17 protein-coding genes are annotated in these 16,479 nt (G+C 70.3%); 12 read left to right on the top strand and 5 right to left on the bottom strand.

Annotated elements, in window-relative coordinates; genetic code table 11:
• The first annotated feature begins 42 nt into the window (after positions 1 to 42).
• From ABT304_RS23555 to ABT304_RS23530, 6 genes are all read left to right on the top strand, one after another.
• Positions 43 to 768, top strand: a complete 726-nt coding sequence (locus ABT304_RS23555) for a response regulator transcription factor (protein ID WP_350718928.1) — start codon at positions 43 to 45, stop codon at positions 766 to 768.
• Complete coding sequence (locus ABT304_RS23550; RefSeq protein WP_350718927.1) at positions 765 to 2,189, top strand: sensor histidine kinase; 1,425 nt, start codon at positions 765 to 767, stop codon at positions 2,187 to 2,189. Before ABT304_RS23555 ends, ABT304_RS23550 begins: the two co-directional genes overlap by 4 nt.
• Before the next feature lie 109 nt (positions 2,190 to 2,298).
• Positions 2,299 to 3,066 (top strand): ABC transporter ATP-binding protein, encoded by a 768-nt coding sequence (locus ABT304_RS23545; RefSeq protein ID WP_350718925.1) that lies wholly within the window; start codon positions 2,299 to 2,301, stop codon positions 3,064 to 3,066.
• Complete coding sequence (locus ABT304_RS23540; protein ID WP_350718923.1) at positions 3,066 to 4,415, top strand: FtsX-like permease family protein; 1,350 nt, start codon at positions 3,066 to 3,068, stop codon at positions 4,413 to 4,415. The genes ABT304_RS23545 and ABT304_RS23540 overlap by 1 nt, the downstream gene beginning before the upstream one ends.
• A 17-nt stretch (positions 4,416 to 4,432) precedes the next feature.
• Positions 4,433 to 5,665: a sensor histidine kinase gene (locus ABT304_RS23535; protein ID WP_350718922.1), complete on the top strand. Its 1,233-nt coding sequence runs from the start codon at positions 4,433 to 4,435 to the stop codon at positions 5,663 to 5,665.
• Positions 5,662 to 6,303, top strand: a complete 642-nt coding sequence (locus ABT304_RS23530; protein WP_350718968.1) for a LuxR C-terminal-related transcriptional regulator — start codon at positions 5,662 to 5,664, stop codon at positions 6,301 to 6,303. Before ABT304_RS23535 ends, ABT304_RS23530 begins: the two co-directional genes overlap by 4 nt.
• A gap of 122 nt (positions 6,304 to 6,425) precedes the next feature.
• Here the strand turns inward: ABT304_RS23530 and nadA are convergent, their stop codons facing one another.
• Both nadA and ABT304_RS23520 read right to left on the bottom strand, forming a co-directional pair.
• Positions 6,426 to 7,598: a quinolinate synthase NadA gene (gene nadA / locus ABT304_RS23525; protein WP_350718920.1), complete on the bottom strand. Its 1,173-nt coding sequence runs from the start codon at positions 7,596 to 7,598 to the stop codon at positions 6,426 to 6,428.
• 64 nt (positions 7,599 to 7,662) lie between these two features.
• A complete protein-coding gene (locus ABT304_RS23520) occupies positions 7,663 to 8,712 on the bottom strand; it encodes a DUF695 domain-containing protein (protein ID WP_350718918.1) in 1,050 nt (349 codons plus the stop codon).
• Between the two features lie 94 nt (positions 8,713 to 8,806).
• Between ABT304_RS23520 and ABT304_RS23515 the strand changes: the two genes are divergently transcribed.
• Complete coding sequence (locus ABT304_RS23515; protein ID WP_350718916.1) at positions 8,807 to 9,892, top strand: glycerate kinase family protein; 1,086 nt, start codon at positions 8,807 to 8,809, stop codon at positions 9,890 to 9,892.
• A 63-nt stretch (positions 9,893 to 9,955) separates the two neighbouring features.
• Complete coding sequence (gene erpA / locus ABT304_RS23510; protein ID WP_008363173.1) at positions 9,956 to 10,309, top strand: iron-sulfur cluster insertion protein ErpA; 354 nt, start codon at positions 9,956 to 9,958, stop codon at positions 10,307 to 10,309.
• 84 nt (positions 10,310 to 10,393) lie between these two features.
• On the opposite strand, the gene ABT304_RS23505 is transcribed toward erpA, so the two are convergent.
• A complete protein-coding gene (locus ABT304_RS23505) occupies positions 10,394 to 10,609 on the bottom strand; it encodes a hypothetical protein (protein WP_160024397.1) in 216 nt (71 codons plus the stop codon).
• Positions 10,610 to 10,728: 119 nt separating this feature from the next.
• On the opposite strand from ABT304_RS23505, the gene ABT304_RS23500 reads away from it, so the two are divergent.
• A complete protein-coding gene (locus ABT304_RS23500) occupies positions 10,729 to 11,712 on the top strand; it encodes a carbohydrate kinase family protein (protein ID WP_350661557.1) in 984 nt (327 codons plus the stop codon).
• A gap of 116 nt (positions 11,713 to 11,828) precedes the next feature.
• Here the strand turns inward: ABT304_RS23500 and ABT304_RS23495 are convergent, their stop codons facing one another.
• Positions 11,829 to 12,065, bottom strand: a complete 237-nt coding sequence (locus tag ABT304_RS23495) for a sulfurtransferase TusA family protein (RefSeq protein ID WP_350718914.1) — start codon at positions 12,063 to 12,065, stop codon at positions 11,829 to 11,831.
• A complete protein-coding gene (locus ABT304_RS23490; protein WP_350718912.1) occupies positions 12,062 to 13,171 on the bottom strand; it encodes a cysteine desulfurase family protein in 1,110 nt (369 codons plus the stop codon). Before ABT304_RS23490 ends, ABT304_RS23495 begins: the two co-directional genes overlap by 4 nt.
• A gap of 175 nt (positions 13,172 to 13,346) precedes the next feature.
• On the opposite strand from ABT304_RS23490, the gene ctaC reads away from it, so the two are divergent.
• From ctaC to ABT304_RS23475, 3 genes are read left to right on the top strand one after another with little or no spacing between them, the layout of a single operon-like run.
• Positions 13,347 to 14,237 carry an aa3-type cytochrome oxidase subunit II gene (gene ctaC / locus ABT304_RS23485; RefSeq protein WP_160024393.1) on the top strand — a complete coding sequence of 297 codons (891 nt, stop codon included), beginning with the start codon at positions 13,347 to 13,349 and terminating at the stop codon, positions 14,235 to 14,237.
• Positions 14,234 to 15,916 (top strand): aa3-type cytochrome oxidase subunit I, encoded by a 1,683-nt coding sequence (ctaD, locus tag ABT304_RS23480; protein WP_350718910.1) that lies wholly within the window; start codon positions 14,234 to 14,236, stop codon positions 15,914 to 15,916. The genes ctaC and ctaD overlap by 4 nt, the downstream gene beginning before the upstream one ends.
• A 5-nt stretch (positions 15,917 to 15,921) precedes the next feature.
• Positions 15,922 to 16,338, top strand: a complete 417-nt coding sequence (locus ABT304_RS23475) for a cytochrome c oxidase subunit 4 (protein WP_350661547.1) — start codon at positions 15,922 to 15,924, stop codon at positions 16,336 to 16,338.
• Positions 16,339 to 16,479: the final 141 nt, after the last annotated feature.

Below are 16,479 nucleotides of genomic sequence, written 5' to 3'. Positions count from 1 at the left end.
ACCTCACAGGCACCACACAGCAAACAGCCGCATGATGGAGTCATGACTGCTGGAGCACAGGACCTGACCCGCGCCGACGGCTCGCCCCTGCGGGTGCTGGTCGTGGACGACGAGGTGAACATCGCCGAGCTGATCGCGATGGCGCTCCGGTTCGAGGGCTGGGAGATCACCATGGCCCACTCCGGCTCCAAGGCTGTTGCGGCTGCGAAGGAGACCGCTCCCGACGCGATCGTGCTCGACTGGATGCTGCCCGACTTCGACGGGCTCGAGGTCCTACGCCGGGTGCGGTCGACCAACCCGGGCGTACCCGTACTCTTCCTCACCGCCAAGGACGCGGTCGAGGACCGGGTCGCCGGGCTCACCGCGGGCGGCGACGACTACGTGATCAAGCCGTTCTCGCTCGAGGAGCTCGTCGCCCGGCTGCGTGGGCTGATGCGGCGGGCCGGCGCGACCCGGGTCGAGGAGCACTCGGTGATCCGTGTCGGCGACCTGACGATGGACGAGGACTCGCGCGAGGTGCACCGTGCCGGGGAGGAGATCACCCTCACCGCGACCGAGTTCGAGCTGCTCCGCTTCCTGATGCGCAACCCGCGCCGGGTGCTGTCCAAGGCCCAGATCCTCGACCGGGTCTGGTCCTACGACTTCGGCGGCCAGGCCAACGTCGTCGAGCTCTACATCTCCTACCTGCGCAAGAAGATCGACGCCGGTCGTGAGCCGATGATCCACACCATGCGCGGCGCGGGCTATGTGCTGAAGGCCGCTGAGTGAGCAGCCGTCTCAAGCGACTGGTCGCGCCCCTCAGCTCCCGTCTGGTCATCACCGCGGTCTCCCTGGTCCTCGTCGTCTCTCTCCTGATCGCCACCTTCGCCACGATCGCGCTGCGCGAGACGCTCATGGACCGGCTCGACCGTGACGTCGCCGACATGGCCAGATCGGTGAACCGCCCGGGACCGGCGGGCTTGGCCAACGTCCCACCCGGCGCGATCCGCGCGATCCTGCCGGCCTCCTCGGCGTCGGACAGTGAGGTGGGTGGCTTCGACCCGGACGCTGAGGAGAAGCTGACGGGCGAAGACCTCGAGGTCTTGAAGGACGTACGCGTCGATGCCCGCCTCCATGACGTCGACCTGCCCGACCAGGGCAGCTACCGGGTCATCGCCGAGTCCGGGTTCCTCGAGACGGGCGAGCGGGCGGTGCAGGTCGTCGGGATGTCGACCGAGGAGGTCGACAACACCATCGAGAGCCTGGTCTTCTGGGAGGCGCTGCTGACCCTGCTCGGCGTCGTCGCGGCCGCCGGCGTCGGGTACGTCGTCGTACGCCGCCAGCTCCAGCCGCTGCGCGAGGTCGCCGCCACCGCGCACACCGTCGCGGGGCTCCCGCTGTCGTCCGGCGAGGTCCAGGTCACCGAGCGGGTGCCCGAGCGGCTCACCGACGAGGACACCGAGGTCGGCCAGGTCGGCGCCGCGCTCAACTCGCTGCTGGACCACGTGGAGACGTCGCTGGCCGAACGTCACCGCAGCGAGCAGCAGGTACGCCAGTTCGTCGCCGACGCCTCCCACGAGCTGCGTACTCCGCTGACCACCATCCGCGGCTACACCGAGCTGGCTCAGCAGCGGCCCGAGGCGGTCCCGACGGCGCTCAGCAAGGTCGAGGAGGAGTCGCTGCGGATGACCGCGCTGGTCGAGGACCTGCTCCTGCTCGCGCGCCTCGACCAGGGCCGCCCGCTCGCCCGCGACTCGGTCGACCTGACCCGGCTGCTCCTGGAGGCCGTCGACGACGCCCGCGTCGTCGACCCCTCGCACACCTGGCGGCTCGAGCTGCCGGCCGGCGCCGACTCCGGTGACGCCGAGGTGATCGTCCCCGGCGACGCCCAGCGCCTCCACCAGGTGATCAGCAACCTGCTCACCAACGAGCGCCGGCACACGCCCGCCGGCACCACGGTCACCGTCCGTGTACGTCCTGACGGCTTCGACGTCCACGACGACGGCCCGGGCTTCCCTCCGGCCCTGGTCCCGCACGCGTTCGAGCGCTTCACCCGGGCCGACGAGGCCCGGCAGCGCGACGGCGGCGCCGGCCTCGGCCTCGCCCTCGTCCACGCCATCGTTACCTCTCACGGCGGCACCGTCACCATCGCCAGCGTGCCGGGCGACACCACGATCGCCGTACGTCTGCCGCGCTCGTCCGAGGGATGAGGTGGGGTTTTCCCTACCCGGTTCGGCTCCTTGAGCCCATCGTGGGGGAGCGGCGGGTTCCTTAGCGTCGAAGGGTGACATCAGCCACCCGAAACCGCAGGAGCCACCCATGACCACACCCGCCCTCGAGGTCACCGGCCTCACCAGGACCTACGGCACCGGCGCGGCCGCCGTGGCCGCGCTCAACGGACTCGACCTGGCCTGTGCGCCGGGCACCTTCACCGCCGTGATGGGGCCCTCCGGCTCCGGCAAGTCCACCTTCCTGACCTGCGCCGGAGCGCTGGAGCAGCCGACGGGCGGCCGGGTCGTCATCGCCGGCCAGGACGTCACCGAGCTGACCGAGGCGCGCCGGACCAGGCTGCGCCGCGAGCGGATCGGGTTCGTCTTCCAGGGTTTCCACCTGCTGCCCTACCTGAACGCCGAGCAGAACGTCGCGCTGCCGCTGCGGCTGGCCGGGGGCCGGATCGACGCGGCTGCCCGCCGCCGGATCCGCGAGCTGCTCGACCGCGTCGGCCTGGGCGATCGCACCGGCCACCTGCCGGCACAGCTCTCCGGCGGCCAGCAGCAGCGTGTCGCGATCGCCCGCGCGCTGGTGACCGGTCCCGACATCGTCCTCGCCGATGAGCCCACCGGAGCCCTCGACTCCCACACGGCGGCCTCGGTGCTGGCCCTGCTCCGGAGCCTCGTGCGCGAGGTCGGTGCGACCGTCGTGATGGTGACACACGACCCCGTCGCCGCGGCGTACGCGGACAGCGTGGTCTTCCTCGTCGACGGCCGTGCCGTGGGACGGATGGACAACCCCGCCGCCGAGGCCGTCGCCGGCCAGATGGCACATCTCGACGAGCTCACCGCCCGGGCCGAGCGGGAGATGGTGTGATGTTGACCCTGGCACTGCGCTCGCTGCGTCACCGCGCCACCGCCATGACCGCGACCTTCGTCGCGATCCTGCTGGGCACGGCCGTGATGGGTTCGTTCACGCCGCTGATCCAGGTCGCCCTCGAACCCGGCACGCCGAGCGCCGAGCGGGAGACCCTGCTCGTCCTCGGGGGAGTGGTCGGAGCCTGGGGCACCGTCATCGCGCTCTTCTCGATCGTCTCGACCGTCGGCATCACCGTCCGGCAGCGCGAGGTCGAGATCGGCCTGCTGCGCACCGTCGGCGCCGAGCCCCGTCAGGTACGCGCCCTGGTGCGGGCGGAGACGCTCGTGGTCGCGCTCGTCGCCGCCGTCCTCGGCGCCGTCGTGGCGAGCCTGACCAGCCGAGCCCTCCTCGACCTGCTGCAGTCCGGCGGTGTCGTCAGCGAGCAGGTCGCCCACTCGGGCGGCTGGATCGCGCTCGCCGCGACCGTCGTCCTGCTCCTGCTCGTCTCCCTGGCCGCCTCCGGCCTGGCCGGGTCGCGTGCCTCGCGCGGACCGGCGACCGTCGCCCTCTCCGAGGCCAGGACGGGCACCGGACGCATCGCCTGGTGGCGGTGGGTCGTGGCCCTGGTCGCCGTCGGCCACGCCACGACCATGGTCGTGATGACCATGGCCACGGGCAAGGACGCCGCCGACCCGTACGACGCGATGGCGATGACCGGTTCCCTCGGGCTCCTGGTCGCGGTGGGTCTGGCCGCCCTGGCTCCGCTGCTGCTGAGGGCCGGGAGCTGGGTGCTGCGGCCGCTCCTGGGCGGCACGAGCGGGCATCTGGCGGCGTACAACACCTCGCGGAGGTCGCACCTGCTCGCCGGCGTGCTCGCGCCGGTGATGGTGCTCTCCGCGGCCGCGGTCAGCATCCTGATGCTGGTCGGGATCGACGAGCGTACGTTGCCCACCGGTCTGCCCCCGGAGGTCACCGAGGGCTACGAGACGATCAACCTGCTCAACAACGTGGTCACCGCGATGATCTGCGCGTTCGCCGCGATCATGGTGATCAACGCCTTCGCGGCGCTCCTCGCCGACCGGCGCCTGGAGCTGCACCGGCTGCGCCTGCTCGGCGCCACCCCCGGTCAGGTACGCGGCTCCATCCTCGCCGAGGCCGGTGTGGTCGCCGCGGTCGGCACGGTCATCGGCCTGCTCGCCGCCCAGGCGACGATCGTCCCGTTCGCGTACGTCCGGGGTGAGGGTCTGGTCCCCGACGCACAGCTCTGGCTGCCACCCCTGCTGATCGCCGGTGCCGTGGCGCTGACGCTGGCCTCGGCGGCCGGCGCGACGAGCCGGGCATTACGCACGACGTCCGGCGCTCGCTGATGTCACACTCACTCCTGATGACCGAGTGGGACGCACCGATCCGGACCGTGCGGCCGGAGCCGTTCAGCGGGCAGGCGCTCGTCGAGCGGCTCCGGCTGACCGGACTGTCGCTGGGCTATGCCCTGATGATGGCTCCGGCCCTGGTGCTGGCGATCCTCACCCTGCTCTCGATCCCGCTCGGGCTGGTGTTCGGGGTCGGCATCGGGATCGCCCTGGGCGCGGTGCCGGCCACCCAGGCCGTCGCCGGAGTGCATCGCCGGGTGAGCGGGATGCTCCTCGGGGAGACCATCCCGGAGACGTACGCGGACCTGAGCGCTCAGCCGGTCCTGAGCCGGCCGTTCCGGTGGCTTCGGGAGAAGGCGCGCTGGCGCGACTTCGCCTTCTGCTGCTTCTCGGCGACCGGGGGCTTCGTGCTCTCCGTGCTGCCCGCGGCGTTCCTGACCGTGCCGCTGACCTGGCTGGTCCTGGCCCTCTCCGGCATCACCTGGGTGGCCTGGCTGCTCATCCTGCTCAGCGGACCGCTGCTGCTGGTGTGGTGGCTGACGACCCCGGGCCTGGTCCGGGCGCGGGCACTGGCCGAGCGCGGCATCTTCGGTCAGGGGCAGGTCGCCACGCTGGCCGCCAGGGTGGAGAAGGTCGAGTCGACCCGTGCCGAGACGCTGGACCACTCGGCGGCCGAGCTGCGCCGTATCGAGCGGGACCTCCACGACGGTGCCCAGGCCAGGATCGCCGCCGTCGGGATGAGCGTCGGGCTGGCCGAGAAGCTGATGGCGACCGACCCGGACGCCGCCGCCGCGCTGCTGCGCGAGGCCCGCGAGACCACGGTGTCCGCGCTGGAGGACCTGCGTGGAGTCGTACGCGGCATCCTGCCGCCCGTGCTCGCCGACCGTGGCCTCGTGGGAGCGGTCCAGGCCCTCACCGCCGGACTGCCGCTGCCGGTCACCGTCGCCATCGAGCTGCCCGGGCGCCTGCCCGACCCGGTCGAGTCGGCTGCCTACTTCGCGGTGGCCGAGTGCCTGGCCAACGCGGTCAAGCACTCCGGCGCCGACCGGGCGTTCGTACGCGGCAGCCACAACGGGCAGCGGCTGCGGATCGTCGTGGGCGACAACGGCCGCGGCGGAGCCGACCCGACCGGGCACGGGCTCGCCGGCGTCGCGACCAGGCTGGCCGCGTTCGACGGCACCGTCGAGGTCGAGAGCCCCTCCGGCGGCCCGACCCTGATCACCCTGGAGGTGCCTTGCCGGATCTGAGGGTGGTCCTGGGCGAGGACCAGGCGCTGCTCCGCGTCGGCCTCACCCGGATCCTCGAGGCGGGCGGGATCGAGGTCGTCGAGGCCGTCGACAACGCGCCCGCCCTGGCCCGGGCCCTGGTCCGGCCGGACGTGGACGCGGCGGTGGTCGACGTACGTCTCCCTCCGTCCTTCACCACCGAGGGCATCACCGCGGCGATCGAGGCCCGGCAGGCGCGGTCAGGCTTCCCGGTGCTCGTGCTGAGCCAGTACGTCGAGCCGCTCTATGCGCGCGACCTGCTCGCCGGGGGAGAGGGCGCGGTCGGCTACCTGCTCAAGGACCGGGTCGCGGATGTCGACGCCTTCCTCGCGGCGGTACGCCAGGTGGCCGGCGGCGGGACCGTCCTCGACCCGGAGGTCGTCGCCGCGCTCCTCACCCGCCGCGAACGCCCCCTCGACCGGCTCACCGAGCGCGAGCGCGAGGTGATGACGCTGATCGCCGAGGGGCGCTCCAACGCCGCCATCGCCGCCCGGCTCTTCGTCACCGAGAAGGCGGTCGGCAAGCACATCAGCTCGATCTTCACCAAGCTCGACCTGCCCCAGGCGAGCGACGACAACCGTCGCGTGCTCGCCGTCCTGGCCTGGCTCAACGACACCTGAGCGATGCGTCACTCCCGTCGGCCGAGACGTCGCTCCGGTCGGCCGAGACGTCACTCCCGTCGGCCGAGACGGCAGGCCGGTGCCAACTCGGCCGACCGGGCTGACGCCTCGGCGAGGGGTGGTCAGTCGTCCTGGGTCTTGCCTGGCAGGTCGAGCATGCGCTGCAGGGCGAGCTTGGCGTAGCGCTCGGTGTCGGGGTCGACCTCGATGCGGTTGACGACCTGACCCTCGGCCAGGGACTCGAGGGCCCAGACGAGGTGGGGGAGGTCGATGCGGTTCATCGTCGAGCAGTAGCACACGGTGCGGTCGAGGAAGACGATCCGCTTGTCCGGGTGGGCGTTGGCGAGGCGCTTGACCAGGTTGAGCTCGGTGCCGATCGCCCAGGCCGAGCCGGCAGGAGCGGCCTCGATCGTCGAGATGATGAACTCGGTCGAGCCGACCAGGTCGGCCTTGAGGACGACCTCGTGCTGGCACTCGGGGTGGACCAGGATCTGAACCCCCGGGATCTCGGCGCGCAGGTCGTCGATGGTGTCGGGGGAGAAGCGGCCGTGGACCGAGCAGTGGCCCTTCCACAGGATCACCTTCGCCGCCCGCAGCTCCTCGGCGCTGAGGCCGCCACCGGGCTTGAGCGGGTCCCAGACCACGCAGTCGCCCAGCGACATGCCGAGCTTGAGGACCGCGGTGTTGCGGCCGAGGTGCTGGTCGGGGAAGAAGAGGACCTTGGCGTCGTCCTTCTGGTCGAAGGCCCACTCCAGCACGGCCTGCGCGTTGGAGGAGGTGCACACGACGCCGTCGTGGCGCCCGCAGAACGCCTTGATGTCGGCGGAGGAGTTCATGTATGTCACCGGCACGACCTGCTCGGCCACGCCCGCCTCGGCGAGCGCCTCCCAGGCCTTCTCGACCTGGCCCAGCCGCGCCATGTCGGCCATCGAGCAACCGGCGGCGAGGTCGGGGAGGATGACCGCCTGCGAGGGCGAGGTGAGGATGTCGGCCGACTCGGCCATGAAGTGCACGCCGCAGAAGACGATGTACTCCGCGTCCGGCCGGGCGGCGGCGTCGCGAGCCAGCTTGAAGGAGTCCCCGGTCACGTCAGCGAACTGGATGACCTCGTCGCGCTGGTAGTGGTGTCCGAGGACGAACACCTTCTCGCCCAGCTTCTCCTTGGCGGCGAGCGCGCGCTTGACCAGGTCGGGGTCGGAGGCGGCCGGCAGGTCGCCGGGGCACTCGACGCCACGCTCGGAGTTCAGGTCGGTGCCGCGCCCCAGAGGGAGCAGCGGGAGGTCGACAGTCGTCATGATGACGATAATACATGTCGAGGGCTCGGCGCCCTCGTGGCATGGGTCACATGGTGGTACGGGCTCAAACTCGCAGGGGGCGCACGGCATCCCATGCCGGGTCGGTGTCGACCCGGGTGACGACGTCGCCGTGGGCCCAGCCGTCGACCGTCTCCTCCAGTCGCTGCGGGGCTGCGGTGGTGGGGTCGACATAGGCGTGGAGAACGCGTACGCCGTTGGTGGTCTCGTGCGCCACGACGCGGCCGTCGCGGCCGAGGGTCGTGGCGAGCCGGTCCTCGAGCTGTCCGAGCTCGCGCAGAGCGTCGGGCGAGGGGAGACCTCGCTCGGCGAAGCCGACGTAGGGGACCATCACGCCGACGTGATGGGTCAGGTTGGGGGCGGTGACCGGGTGCAGGGGCACGACCGCGCTCGCGATCACCGGCCCCTGGGGGCTCTCCCCGTGGAGCAGCACCCAGGCGGGGTTGCCGTCGGGGTCGACGTACTCCTTGCGGAGATTGCGTACGGCGACGCTCAGCCCGTCGAGGCCGAAGCCGTCGCGGGGGCGGGCGGTGGTGGTCTCGACCTCGCCGATCCACAGCTCGGTGCTGGACTCGCCCAGCGTCGTATCGAGAGCATGGAAGGCGACCTGCAGACGGGCGTCGTCGGCGAGGTCGGGGAAGGCCGGGTGGAAGAGGGTGAGGTCGAAGTGGGCGCCCCTCTGCCGGGCGGCGACCAGCACGTCGGCCAGCCGGATCGCGGCGCCGCCAGGCGTGGTGAGCACCGCCTCGACCGGATCGTCGACGGGCGGGCGCTGGTCGCTGAACTCCCAGGGTGAGACGCCGTCGGGCTCGGGGGCGGCGAGCAGCCAGCGGCGTGCCAGCGCACGATGGTCGGGGTTGCCGCCGGCCGAGACGACCAGCAGCCGGCCGCCCAGCGGCCCGGGGCCCACCTCCCAGCTCAGACCGGCCTCGATCGCGTCGACCCGCCGGGCCAGCAGCGAGACGAGAGCGTCCTGGTCGTCGGCGTCGAGCGCCGCACCACAGGCCAGAGCTCCCTTCTGGGCCCACCAGGTCCAGAAGCCGTTGATCCGCCTGGTCTCTGAGTCGCCGGCCCCGCGCCGCCCGAAGATCCGCACGAAACGACCTTAACGCGACGCATGCGGAATGGTTACGACACCAAAAATGTCAGGTGGGACACCTGGTGCTTCCGTGCGCGGGTAGGTTTCGGCCATGCGAGTGCTGATCGCCCCCGACAAGTACGCAGGCACGCTCACCGCCTCCCAGGCGGCCGCCGCGATCGCGGAGGGCTGGCGGCGTACGGCGCCCCGCGACGAGCTCTCGCTCGCGCCGATAGCGGACGGCGGGCCGGGTTTTCTCGAGCTGCTGCACGACGTCCTCGGTGGCGACCTCCACGAGGTCGAGGTCAGGGGCCCGCACGGTGAGCCGGTGACGGCGCAGGTGCTGGTCGACGGCGAGACCGCCTACGTCGAGTCGGCCCAGGCCGCCGGGCTGCACCTGACCGGCGGGAAGGGGGCGGAGCAGGCGAGCTCGTACGGAGTGGGTCAGCTGCTGCTCGCCGCCCGTGACGCCGGCGCGAGCACGGTCGTGGTCGGCCTCGGCGGCTCGGGCACCAGCGACGGCGGAGCGGGGCTGCTCGCCGCGCTCGGCGCCACCGCGGACCGGCCGCTCGATGCCGGCGTCGCCGGGCTCGAGGGCATCACCGAGGTGACGCTCCCCGAGAGGCCGGGCCTCGAGATCGTGATCGCCAGCGACGTGGACAACCCGCTGACCGGGCTCTTCGGCGCGATCAAGGTCTATGGCGAGCAGAAGGGGCTGGCCGAGGAGACCATGCCCCGCTGGGACGGCGTGCTCCAGGACCTGGCCGCCGCCACGTCACGCAAGACCGCGACCGAGAAGGGCGCGGGAGCGGCCGGTGGGATCGGGTTCGCGCTGCTGCTCCTCGGCGCCACCCGACGTCCGGGGTTCGACGTCGTCGCCGACCTGCTCGGACTGCCCGAGCTGGCCGCCCGGACCGACCTGGTGATCACCGGTGAGGGCTCCTTCGACCCGCAGAGCGCGGCCGGGAAGGTGCCGGCCGGGGTCGCCAGGCTGGCCGAGCAGGCGCTGCGGCCCTGCATCGTGCTGGCCGGCAAGGTCAGCATGAGCGGGCGCGAGATGCGTACGCTCGGGATCGACGCGGCCTACTCGCTCGTCGACAGCGTCGGCGAGGAGCAGGCGCTCAGCCAGGCGTACGACTCCCTGGTCCAGGTCGCCGCCAGGGTGGCCCGGACGTGGTCCGCCGACCAGCGGGAATAACCGATGATGTGCGACGATTGACCTTGAGACACACCCGCACCCACGCACAGGGAGCCCAGCTACATGACCGAGCAGACTACCGAACGCCGCGCCGACTCCATCAACCTGAGCGACGTTGCCGCCGCGAAGGTGAAGAGCCTCCTTGAGCAGGAAGGCCGCGACGACCTGAGCCTGCGCATCTCCGTGCAGCCCGGCGGCTGCTCCGGCCTGCGCTACCAGCTCTTCTTCGACGAGCGCACCCTCGACGGTGACGTCGTCACCGACTTCGACGGTGTCTCCGTCGTCGTCGACCGGATGAGCGTTCCCTACCTCAACGGCGCCATGATCGACTTCGTGGACAGCATCGAGAAGCAGGGGTTCACCATCGACAACCCCAACGCCACCGGTTCCTGCGCCTGCGGCGACTCGTTCCACTGAGTCCCAGAACGACAGCAGCCCCTGCCGCATAGGCAGGGGCTGCTCGTATTTGGTGGCCCCCACGTTTCTGGAAGCCGCCGACCATCAGGTCAGGGCGAGGTCGTCGGCGACGTGTCCGCAGGCCTCGAGCATGGCGGTGTCGCCCGGCTCGCGGGCCTGCATCCGCATGGCGGGCGCGGGGCGGGCCGCTTCGCGCACCCGTGGCGCGGGCAGGCGCAGCGCGCTGTCGGCGGCGGCGCAGTCGGCGCAGAGCTGCGCGGGGCTGTCGAGGTCGTCGTATGGAACGCGCATGTCTGTCATGCAAACGACGCTAAGCACTACCAATCAGTAGCAGAAGGCCGACTCAGCGGTAATATTTCATCTGCTGTCTACGGTCGAGCCTTAACGTCGCCCGAGGTCTCGCCGGTAGGGTTCCGCGCATGTCCGGTTCACTCCTGATCGCAGGCTCCATCGCCACTGACCACCTGATGAGCTTCGGTGGAAAGTTCGCCGATTCGCTGGTCGCCGACCAGCTCGACAAGCTCTCGGTGAGCTTCCTGGTCAACGACCTCGAGATCCGCCGCGGTGGCGTCGGCGCCAACATCTCCTTCGGCCTGGCCAACCTCGGCCTGGCGCCGGTGCTCGTGGGAGCGGTCGGTGAGGACTTCGCCGACTACCGTTCCTGGCTCGAGCGTCACGGCGTCAACTGCGACCACCTGCACGTCTCCGAGACGCTGCACACCGCGCGGTTCGTGTGCACCACCGACACCGCGATGGCGCAGTTCGCCAGCTTCTACCCGGGCGCGATGGCCGAGGCGCGCGAGATCGAGCTCGGCCCGATCGCCGACAAGGTCGGCGAGCCGTCGTTCGTGCTGATCGCGCCGGACGACCCCGACGCGATGAAGCGCCACACCCAGGAGGCGCGCCAGCGCGGCTACACCTTCATCTCCGACCCGAGCCAGCAGCTCGCCTTCGGCGACGGTGAGCTCATCCGTGAGCTGGTCGACGGCGCCGCGTACCTGTTCACCAACGAGTACGAGTCGCACGTGCTCCAGCAGAAGACCGGCTGGTCCGCCGACGAGGTCCTCGCCCGCGTCGGCACCCAGGTCACCACGCTCGGCAAGGACGGCGTACGCATCCAGCGCAAGGGCGAGGACGCGATCGAGCTGCCCGCCGCGAAGAACGTCAACGCCATCGAGCCCACCGGGGTCGGCGACGCCTTCCGAGCCGGCTTCCTGGCCGCGCTGGCCTGGGACTGCGAGCTCGAGCAGGCCGCCGAGGTCGGCTGCGTCCTCGCCGCCTACTGCGTCGAGACCGTCGGCCCGCAGGAGTACTCCTTCACCGCCGAGGAGTTCGTCGCCCGGGTCCGCGAGTCCTACGGCGACACCGCCGCCGACCAGATCGCCCCGCACATCAAGGCCTGAGCCTGCGACCCTGCGAGCGAAGCGAGCAGGGTCGCAACGCGAAGGGATCGAGCGAGCGCGCGGCTGAGCTTGCGAAGCCGCGACTGCGGGTCGAGATCGACCCTCAGCGAAACCGTTCAGCTGAGACGGCGTATCCGATAGACGGGTACGCCGTCTTCGGCTTCCACCTCGCCGACGAACTCCTGGCCGCGCATGCGGGCCCAGGCAGGTACGTCGTGGTGGGCGGCCACGTCGTCGGCCGCGACGGCGATGACCTCGCCGACCTCGACGTCGCCGAGGTGGCGGCCGAGCTCGATGATCGGTCGCGGGCAGGCCTGGCCGCGGCAGTCGAGGGTGACGGTCGGCGCGCTCACAGACCGGCCTCGGCGCGCAGGTCCTTGACGATTCCGGGCAGTGCGTCGAGCACGCGCTCCACATCCTCTCGCGTCGTGTCGCGGGTCAGCGATAGCCGAACGTTACCGTGTGTCAGCGCTCCCATGGCAGCAAGCACCCGAGAAGGTTCGCGGGTGTCGGAGGTGCAGGCCGAGCCGCTGGCGACACCGACGCCGATGCGGTCCAGCGCGGTCACCAGCGCCTCGCCGTCGACGTACAGCGCCGAGAAGGTCACCAGGTGGGGGAGGCGGCCCTCGGCGGGGCCGGCGACGTCCACGTCCGGGATCTCCGTCCGGACGCGTTCCCTGACCAGCGCGACCAGCTCGTGCTGGCGGGCGTTGACCTCCTCGCGCTCGGCGACGACCGCCTGGAGCGCGGCGGCGGCCGCCAAGGCCCCGGGGATGTTCGTGAAGCCTTGATCCGTACGCGACCACTCGTCGCCCGGGAACGGCCAGCGCCAGCGGGCGGACCGGCGTACGACCAGCACTCCCACACCACCGGGGCCGCCCCACTTGCGGGCGGAGCCGGCGATCGCGTCTCCGACCGACGGCAGCGGCAGCCGCCCCATGGCGGCGCCGGCGTCGACGAAGAGGGATGCCGTGCCGGCGGCGGAGGCGACCTCGTCGAGGGGCTGGAGCGTGCCGACCTCGTGGTTGGCCTGCTGGACCGCGATCACGTCGACGTCCCCGCTCTGCACCGCTTCCCGGACGGCGGCGACCTCGACCCGGGCCTCGCCGTCCACGGCCAGCTCGGTGACGGGGGAGCGCTGCGACCATCGTGCGGCGTCGATGACGGCCTGGTGCTCGACGGCACTGTGACCTATGCCACCTGATCCGAGCCCCAGCAGGCCGGCCTGCACGGCGGCGGTCCCAGAGGATGTGAAAAGCACCTCATCCCGACGCACCCCCAGCGCCTCGGCGACGACCTCGCGGGCGTTCGCGAGCAGCAGCCCGGCGTTACGGGCCGGACGGTGGAGGCGGCGGGGGTCGGCGTACCCCTGATCGGCCGCGGCGAGCAGCACTTCCCGCGCGGCGGGATGGAGGGGCTCGGCCGAGGCGGCGTCGAGGTAGGTGAAGCGGTCGGTCACAGAACCCAACGGTAGCCATACGCGACATGAGGAACCCCTGAAGATGAATCCGGAGGCGGTCGCGGTAGTCTGCCGACATCTGAGTGTTCGCATGAGAGAGAGGCTCGTAGTGGGTCTGCACTTGCCAGGGGCCGGAACGACTCCGTCCCACGCCCGCGCCCGACGTGGTGCGCTGGTGGCGACGCTGACGGCCGGCGCCCTCCTGCTGAGTGGCTGTACGGACGAGGCGGCGCGTTTCGGCTTCCCCGAGCCACGTTCTGAGCAGGGGGAGCACAACCTCGCCCTGTGGCAGGGCGCATGGATCGCCGCGTTGATCACAGGTGTCCTGACCTGGGGGCTCATCTTCTGGGCGATCTGGCGCTACCGGCGCCGCAGCGATGCCGACGTCCCGGTCCAGACGCGTTACAACCTGCCGCTGGAGATCTTCTACACGATCGCCCCGGTCCTGATGGTGATCGTGTTCTTCGACCACACCGTCAAGGTCCAGAACGAGATGCTGAAGGACGGCAACCCGACCAACGTGATCGAGGTGACCGGCCAGCAGTGGCAGTGGACCTTCAACCACGGCATCGGTGAGCCCGACCTGAGCGCGGACGAGAACCTCGTCGACGACGAGTTCGCCTACGACAGCTACGGCTACGTCGTGGGCACGGGCTCGCACATCCCGACGCTGGTCCTCCCGGAGGAGACCACCACGCGGTTCAACCTGCGCTCGGCCGACGTCATCCACAACTTCGGCATCCCGGACTTCGGCATGAAGATGGACGTCATCCCGGGTCGGGTGAACCACTACTCGATCACCACGAAGGAGGCCACGGCCACCTTCGACCCGAGCGCGGAGGACCTCATCGAGGGCACCACCTTCCGCGGCGCCTGCTACGAGCTCTGCGGCGTCTACCACGCCCGGATGATCTTCAAGGTCGCGATCCTCTCCGAGAGCGACTACAAGTCCTACGTCGACACGCTGGCGCAGAACGGCTTCGAGGCCGAGCGCCCGCTGCTCGGTGGTGGCAAGTCCACCCGCCCCGCCGACGACATCCCCACTCACGAGGAGGAGGGCGAGTGACCGCCACCGCTGCGCGCCCGGTCACCGAGGGCCGCAAGCCGCTCGGAACGCAGATCTACCAGCTGCTGACCACCACCGATCACAAGCTGATCGGCAAGATGTACCTGGTCACGTCGTTCGTCTGGTTCCTGATCGGCGGCCTGATGGCGCTGCTGATGCGCTCGGAGCTGGCCTTCCCGGGCCAGCAGGTCGTCAACGACGAGCTGTTCAACCAGCTGTTCACGATGCACGGCACGATCATGCTGCTGCTCTTCGCGACGCCGTTGTTCTTCGGCTTCTCCAACGTGATCATGCCGCTGCAGATCGGCGCGCCTGACGTCGCCTTCCCGCGGCTCAACATGTTCAGCTACTGGCTCTACCTCTTCGGCAGCCTGATCGCGGCCAGCGGCTTCCTCACCCCGACCGGCGCGGCCGACTTCGGCTGGTTCGCCTACACGCCGCTGTCCAGCGCGCAGTACTCCCCGGGTGTCGGTGGCGACCTGTGGATCATGGGTCTCTACATGGCCGGTCTGGGCACGATCCTCGGCTCGGTCAACTTCATCACCACGATCATCTGCATGCGGGCGCCGGGCATGACCATGTTCCGGATGCCGATCTTCACCTGGAACACCCTGATCACCGCGCTGCTCGCGCTGATCGCGTTCCCGATCCTGGCCGCCGCGCTGCTGATGCTCGAGTCCGACCGCCAGTTCGGCTCCCACGTCTTCGACGCCGCCCACGGTGGCCCGATCCTGTGGCAGCACCTGTTCTGGTTCTTCGGTCACCCCGAGGTCTACATCATCGCGCTGCCGTTCTTCGGCATCATCTCCGAGATCCTCCCGGTCTTCAGCCGCAAGCCGATCTTCGGCTACGTCGGCCTGGTCGCCGCGACCCTCGGTATCGCGATCCTCTCGGTGGCGGTCTGGGCGCACCACATGTTCGTCACCGGCGCGGTCAACCTGCCGTTCTTCTCCGGCATGACCTTCCTGATCGCCGTGCCCACAGGCGTGAAGTTCTTCAACTGGATCGGCACGATGTGGGGCGGATCGGTCAGTTTCGACACCCCGATGCTCTGGTCGATCGGCTTCCTGACGACCTTCCTCTTCGGTGGTCTGACCGGCATCATCCTGGCGAGCCCGCCGCTCGACTTCCAGGTCTCCGACTCCTACTTCGTGGTCGCGCACTTCCACTACGTGGTCTTCGGAACCGTCGTGTTCGCGATGTTCGCCGGCTTCTACTTCTGGTGGCCGAAGATGACCGGCCGGATGCTCGACGAGCGCCTCGGCAAGGTTCACTTCTGGCTGCTGTTCGTCGGCTTCCACGCGACCTTCCTGGTCCAGCACTGGCTGGGTGTCGAGGGCATGCAGCGACGCATCGCCGACTACCTCCCGAGCGACGGGTTCACCTTCCTGAACCAGTTCTCGACGGTGGGCGCGTTCCTGCTGAGCCTGTCGATGCTGCCGTTCTTCTACAACCTCTACATCTCGCGCAACGCCCCCAAGGTCGAGGTGGACGACCCGTGGGGTTGGGGCCGCTCGCTGGAGTGGGCCACCGCCTGCCCCGCGCCGCGCCACAACTTCGTCTCCATCCCGAAGATCCGCTCGGAGTCCCCGGCCTTCGACCTCCACCACCCGGAGATCGCCGCGCTGGAGCACGATGAAGACGATCTCGCCTCCACCAGCTCCAACAAGGAAGGCTGACCCCGATGAAGTCTGAAGCCTGGATCTTCGTGGTCTGCACCGCCTTCATGGTGCTGGTCACGCCGGCCTACTGGTTCGTCACCGCGGCCTCCGAGGAGGGCGGTGACTGGACCGGCACCTCGGCGCTGGTGATGTGCACGCTGCTGTTCGCGATGATCACCGTCTACCTCGGCTTCCACGCCATCAAGATGGACCCGCGTCCCGAGGACCGTGAGGACGGCGAGATCGCCGAGGGCGCCGGGGAGTACGGCTTCTTCCCGCCGTTCTCCTGGTGGCCGCTGTGGGCCGGCCTCACCTTCGGTCTGGTGGTCCTCGCCGTCGCGATGGCCGCCTGGTGGCTCCTCATCATCGCCGCCGTGCTCGGCCTGCTGGCCCTCGCCGGCTGGAACTTCGAGTACTACCGAGGCGAGTTCAAGCACTGAGCAGATGAACGTACGCGGGGCCCGATCCGAGATGGATCGGGCCCCGCTTCCCTTCTTGGGAAGCTCTTGGTGATGCCCGGTAGGGTTATCGCGCCCACGTCCCGGTTCAGGGCGTCGGGGTAAATGAATCAGGTCTGGAGC

The organism is Nocardioides sp. NPDC000445 (assembly GCF_040300245.1).
Classification (GTDB): domain Bacteria; phylum Actinomycetota; class Actinomycetes; order Propionibacteriales; family Nocardioidaceae; genus Nocardioides.
The sequence above is the reverse complement of the archived record's forward strand: the minus strand, read 5'-3'. Positions and strand labels throughout refer to the sequence as shown.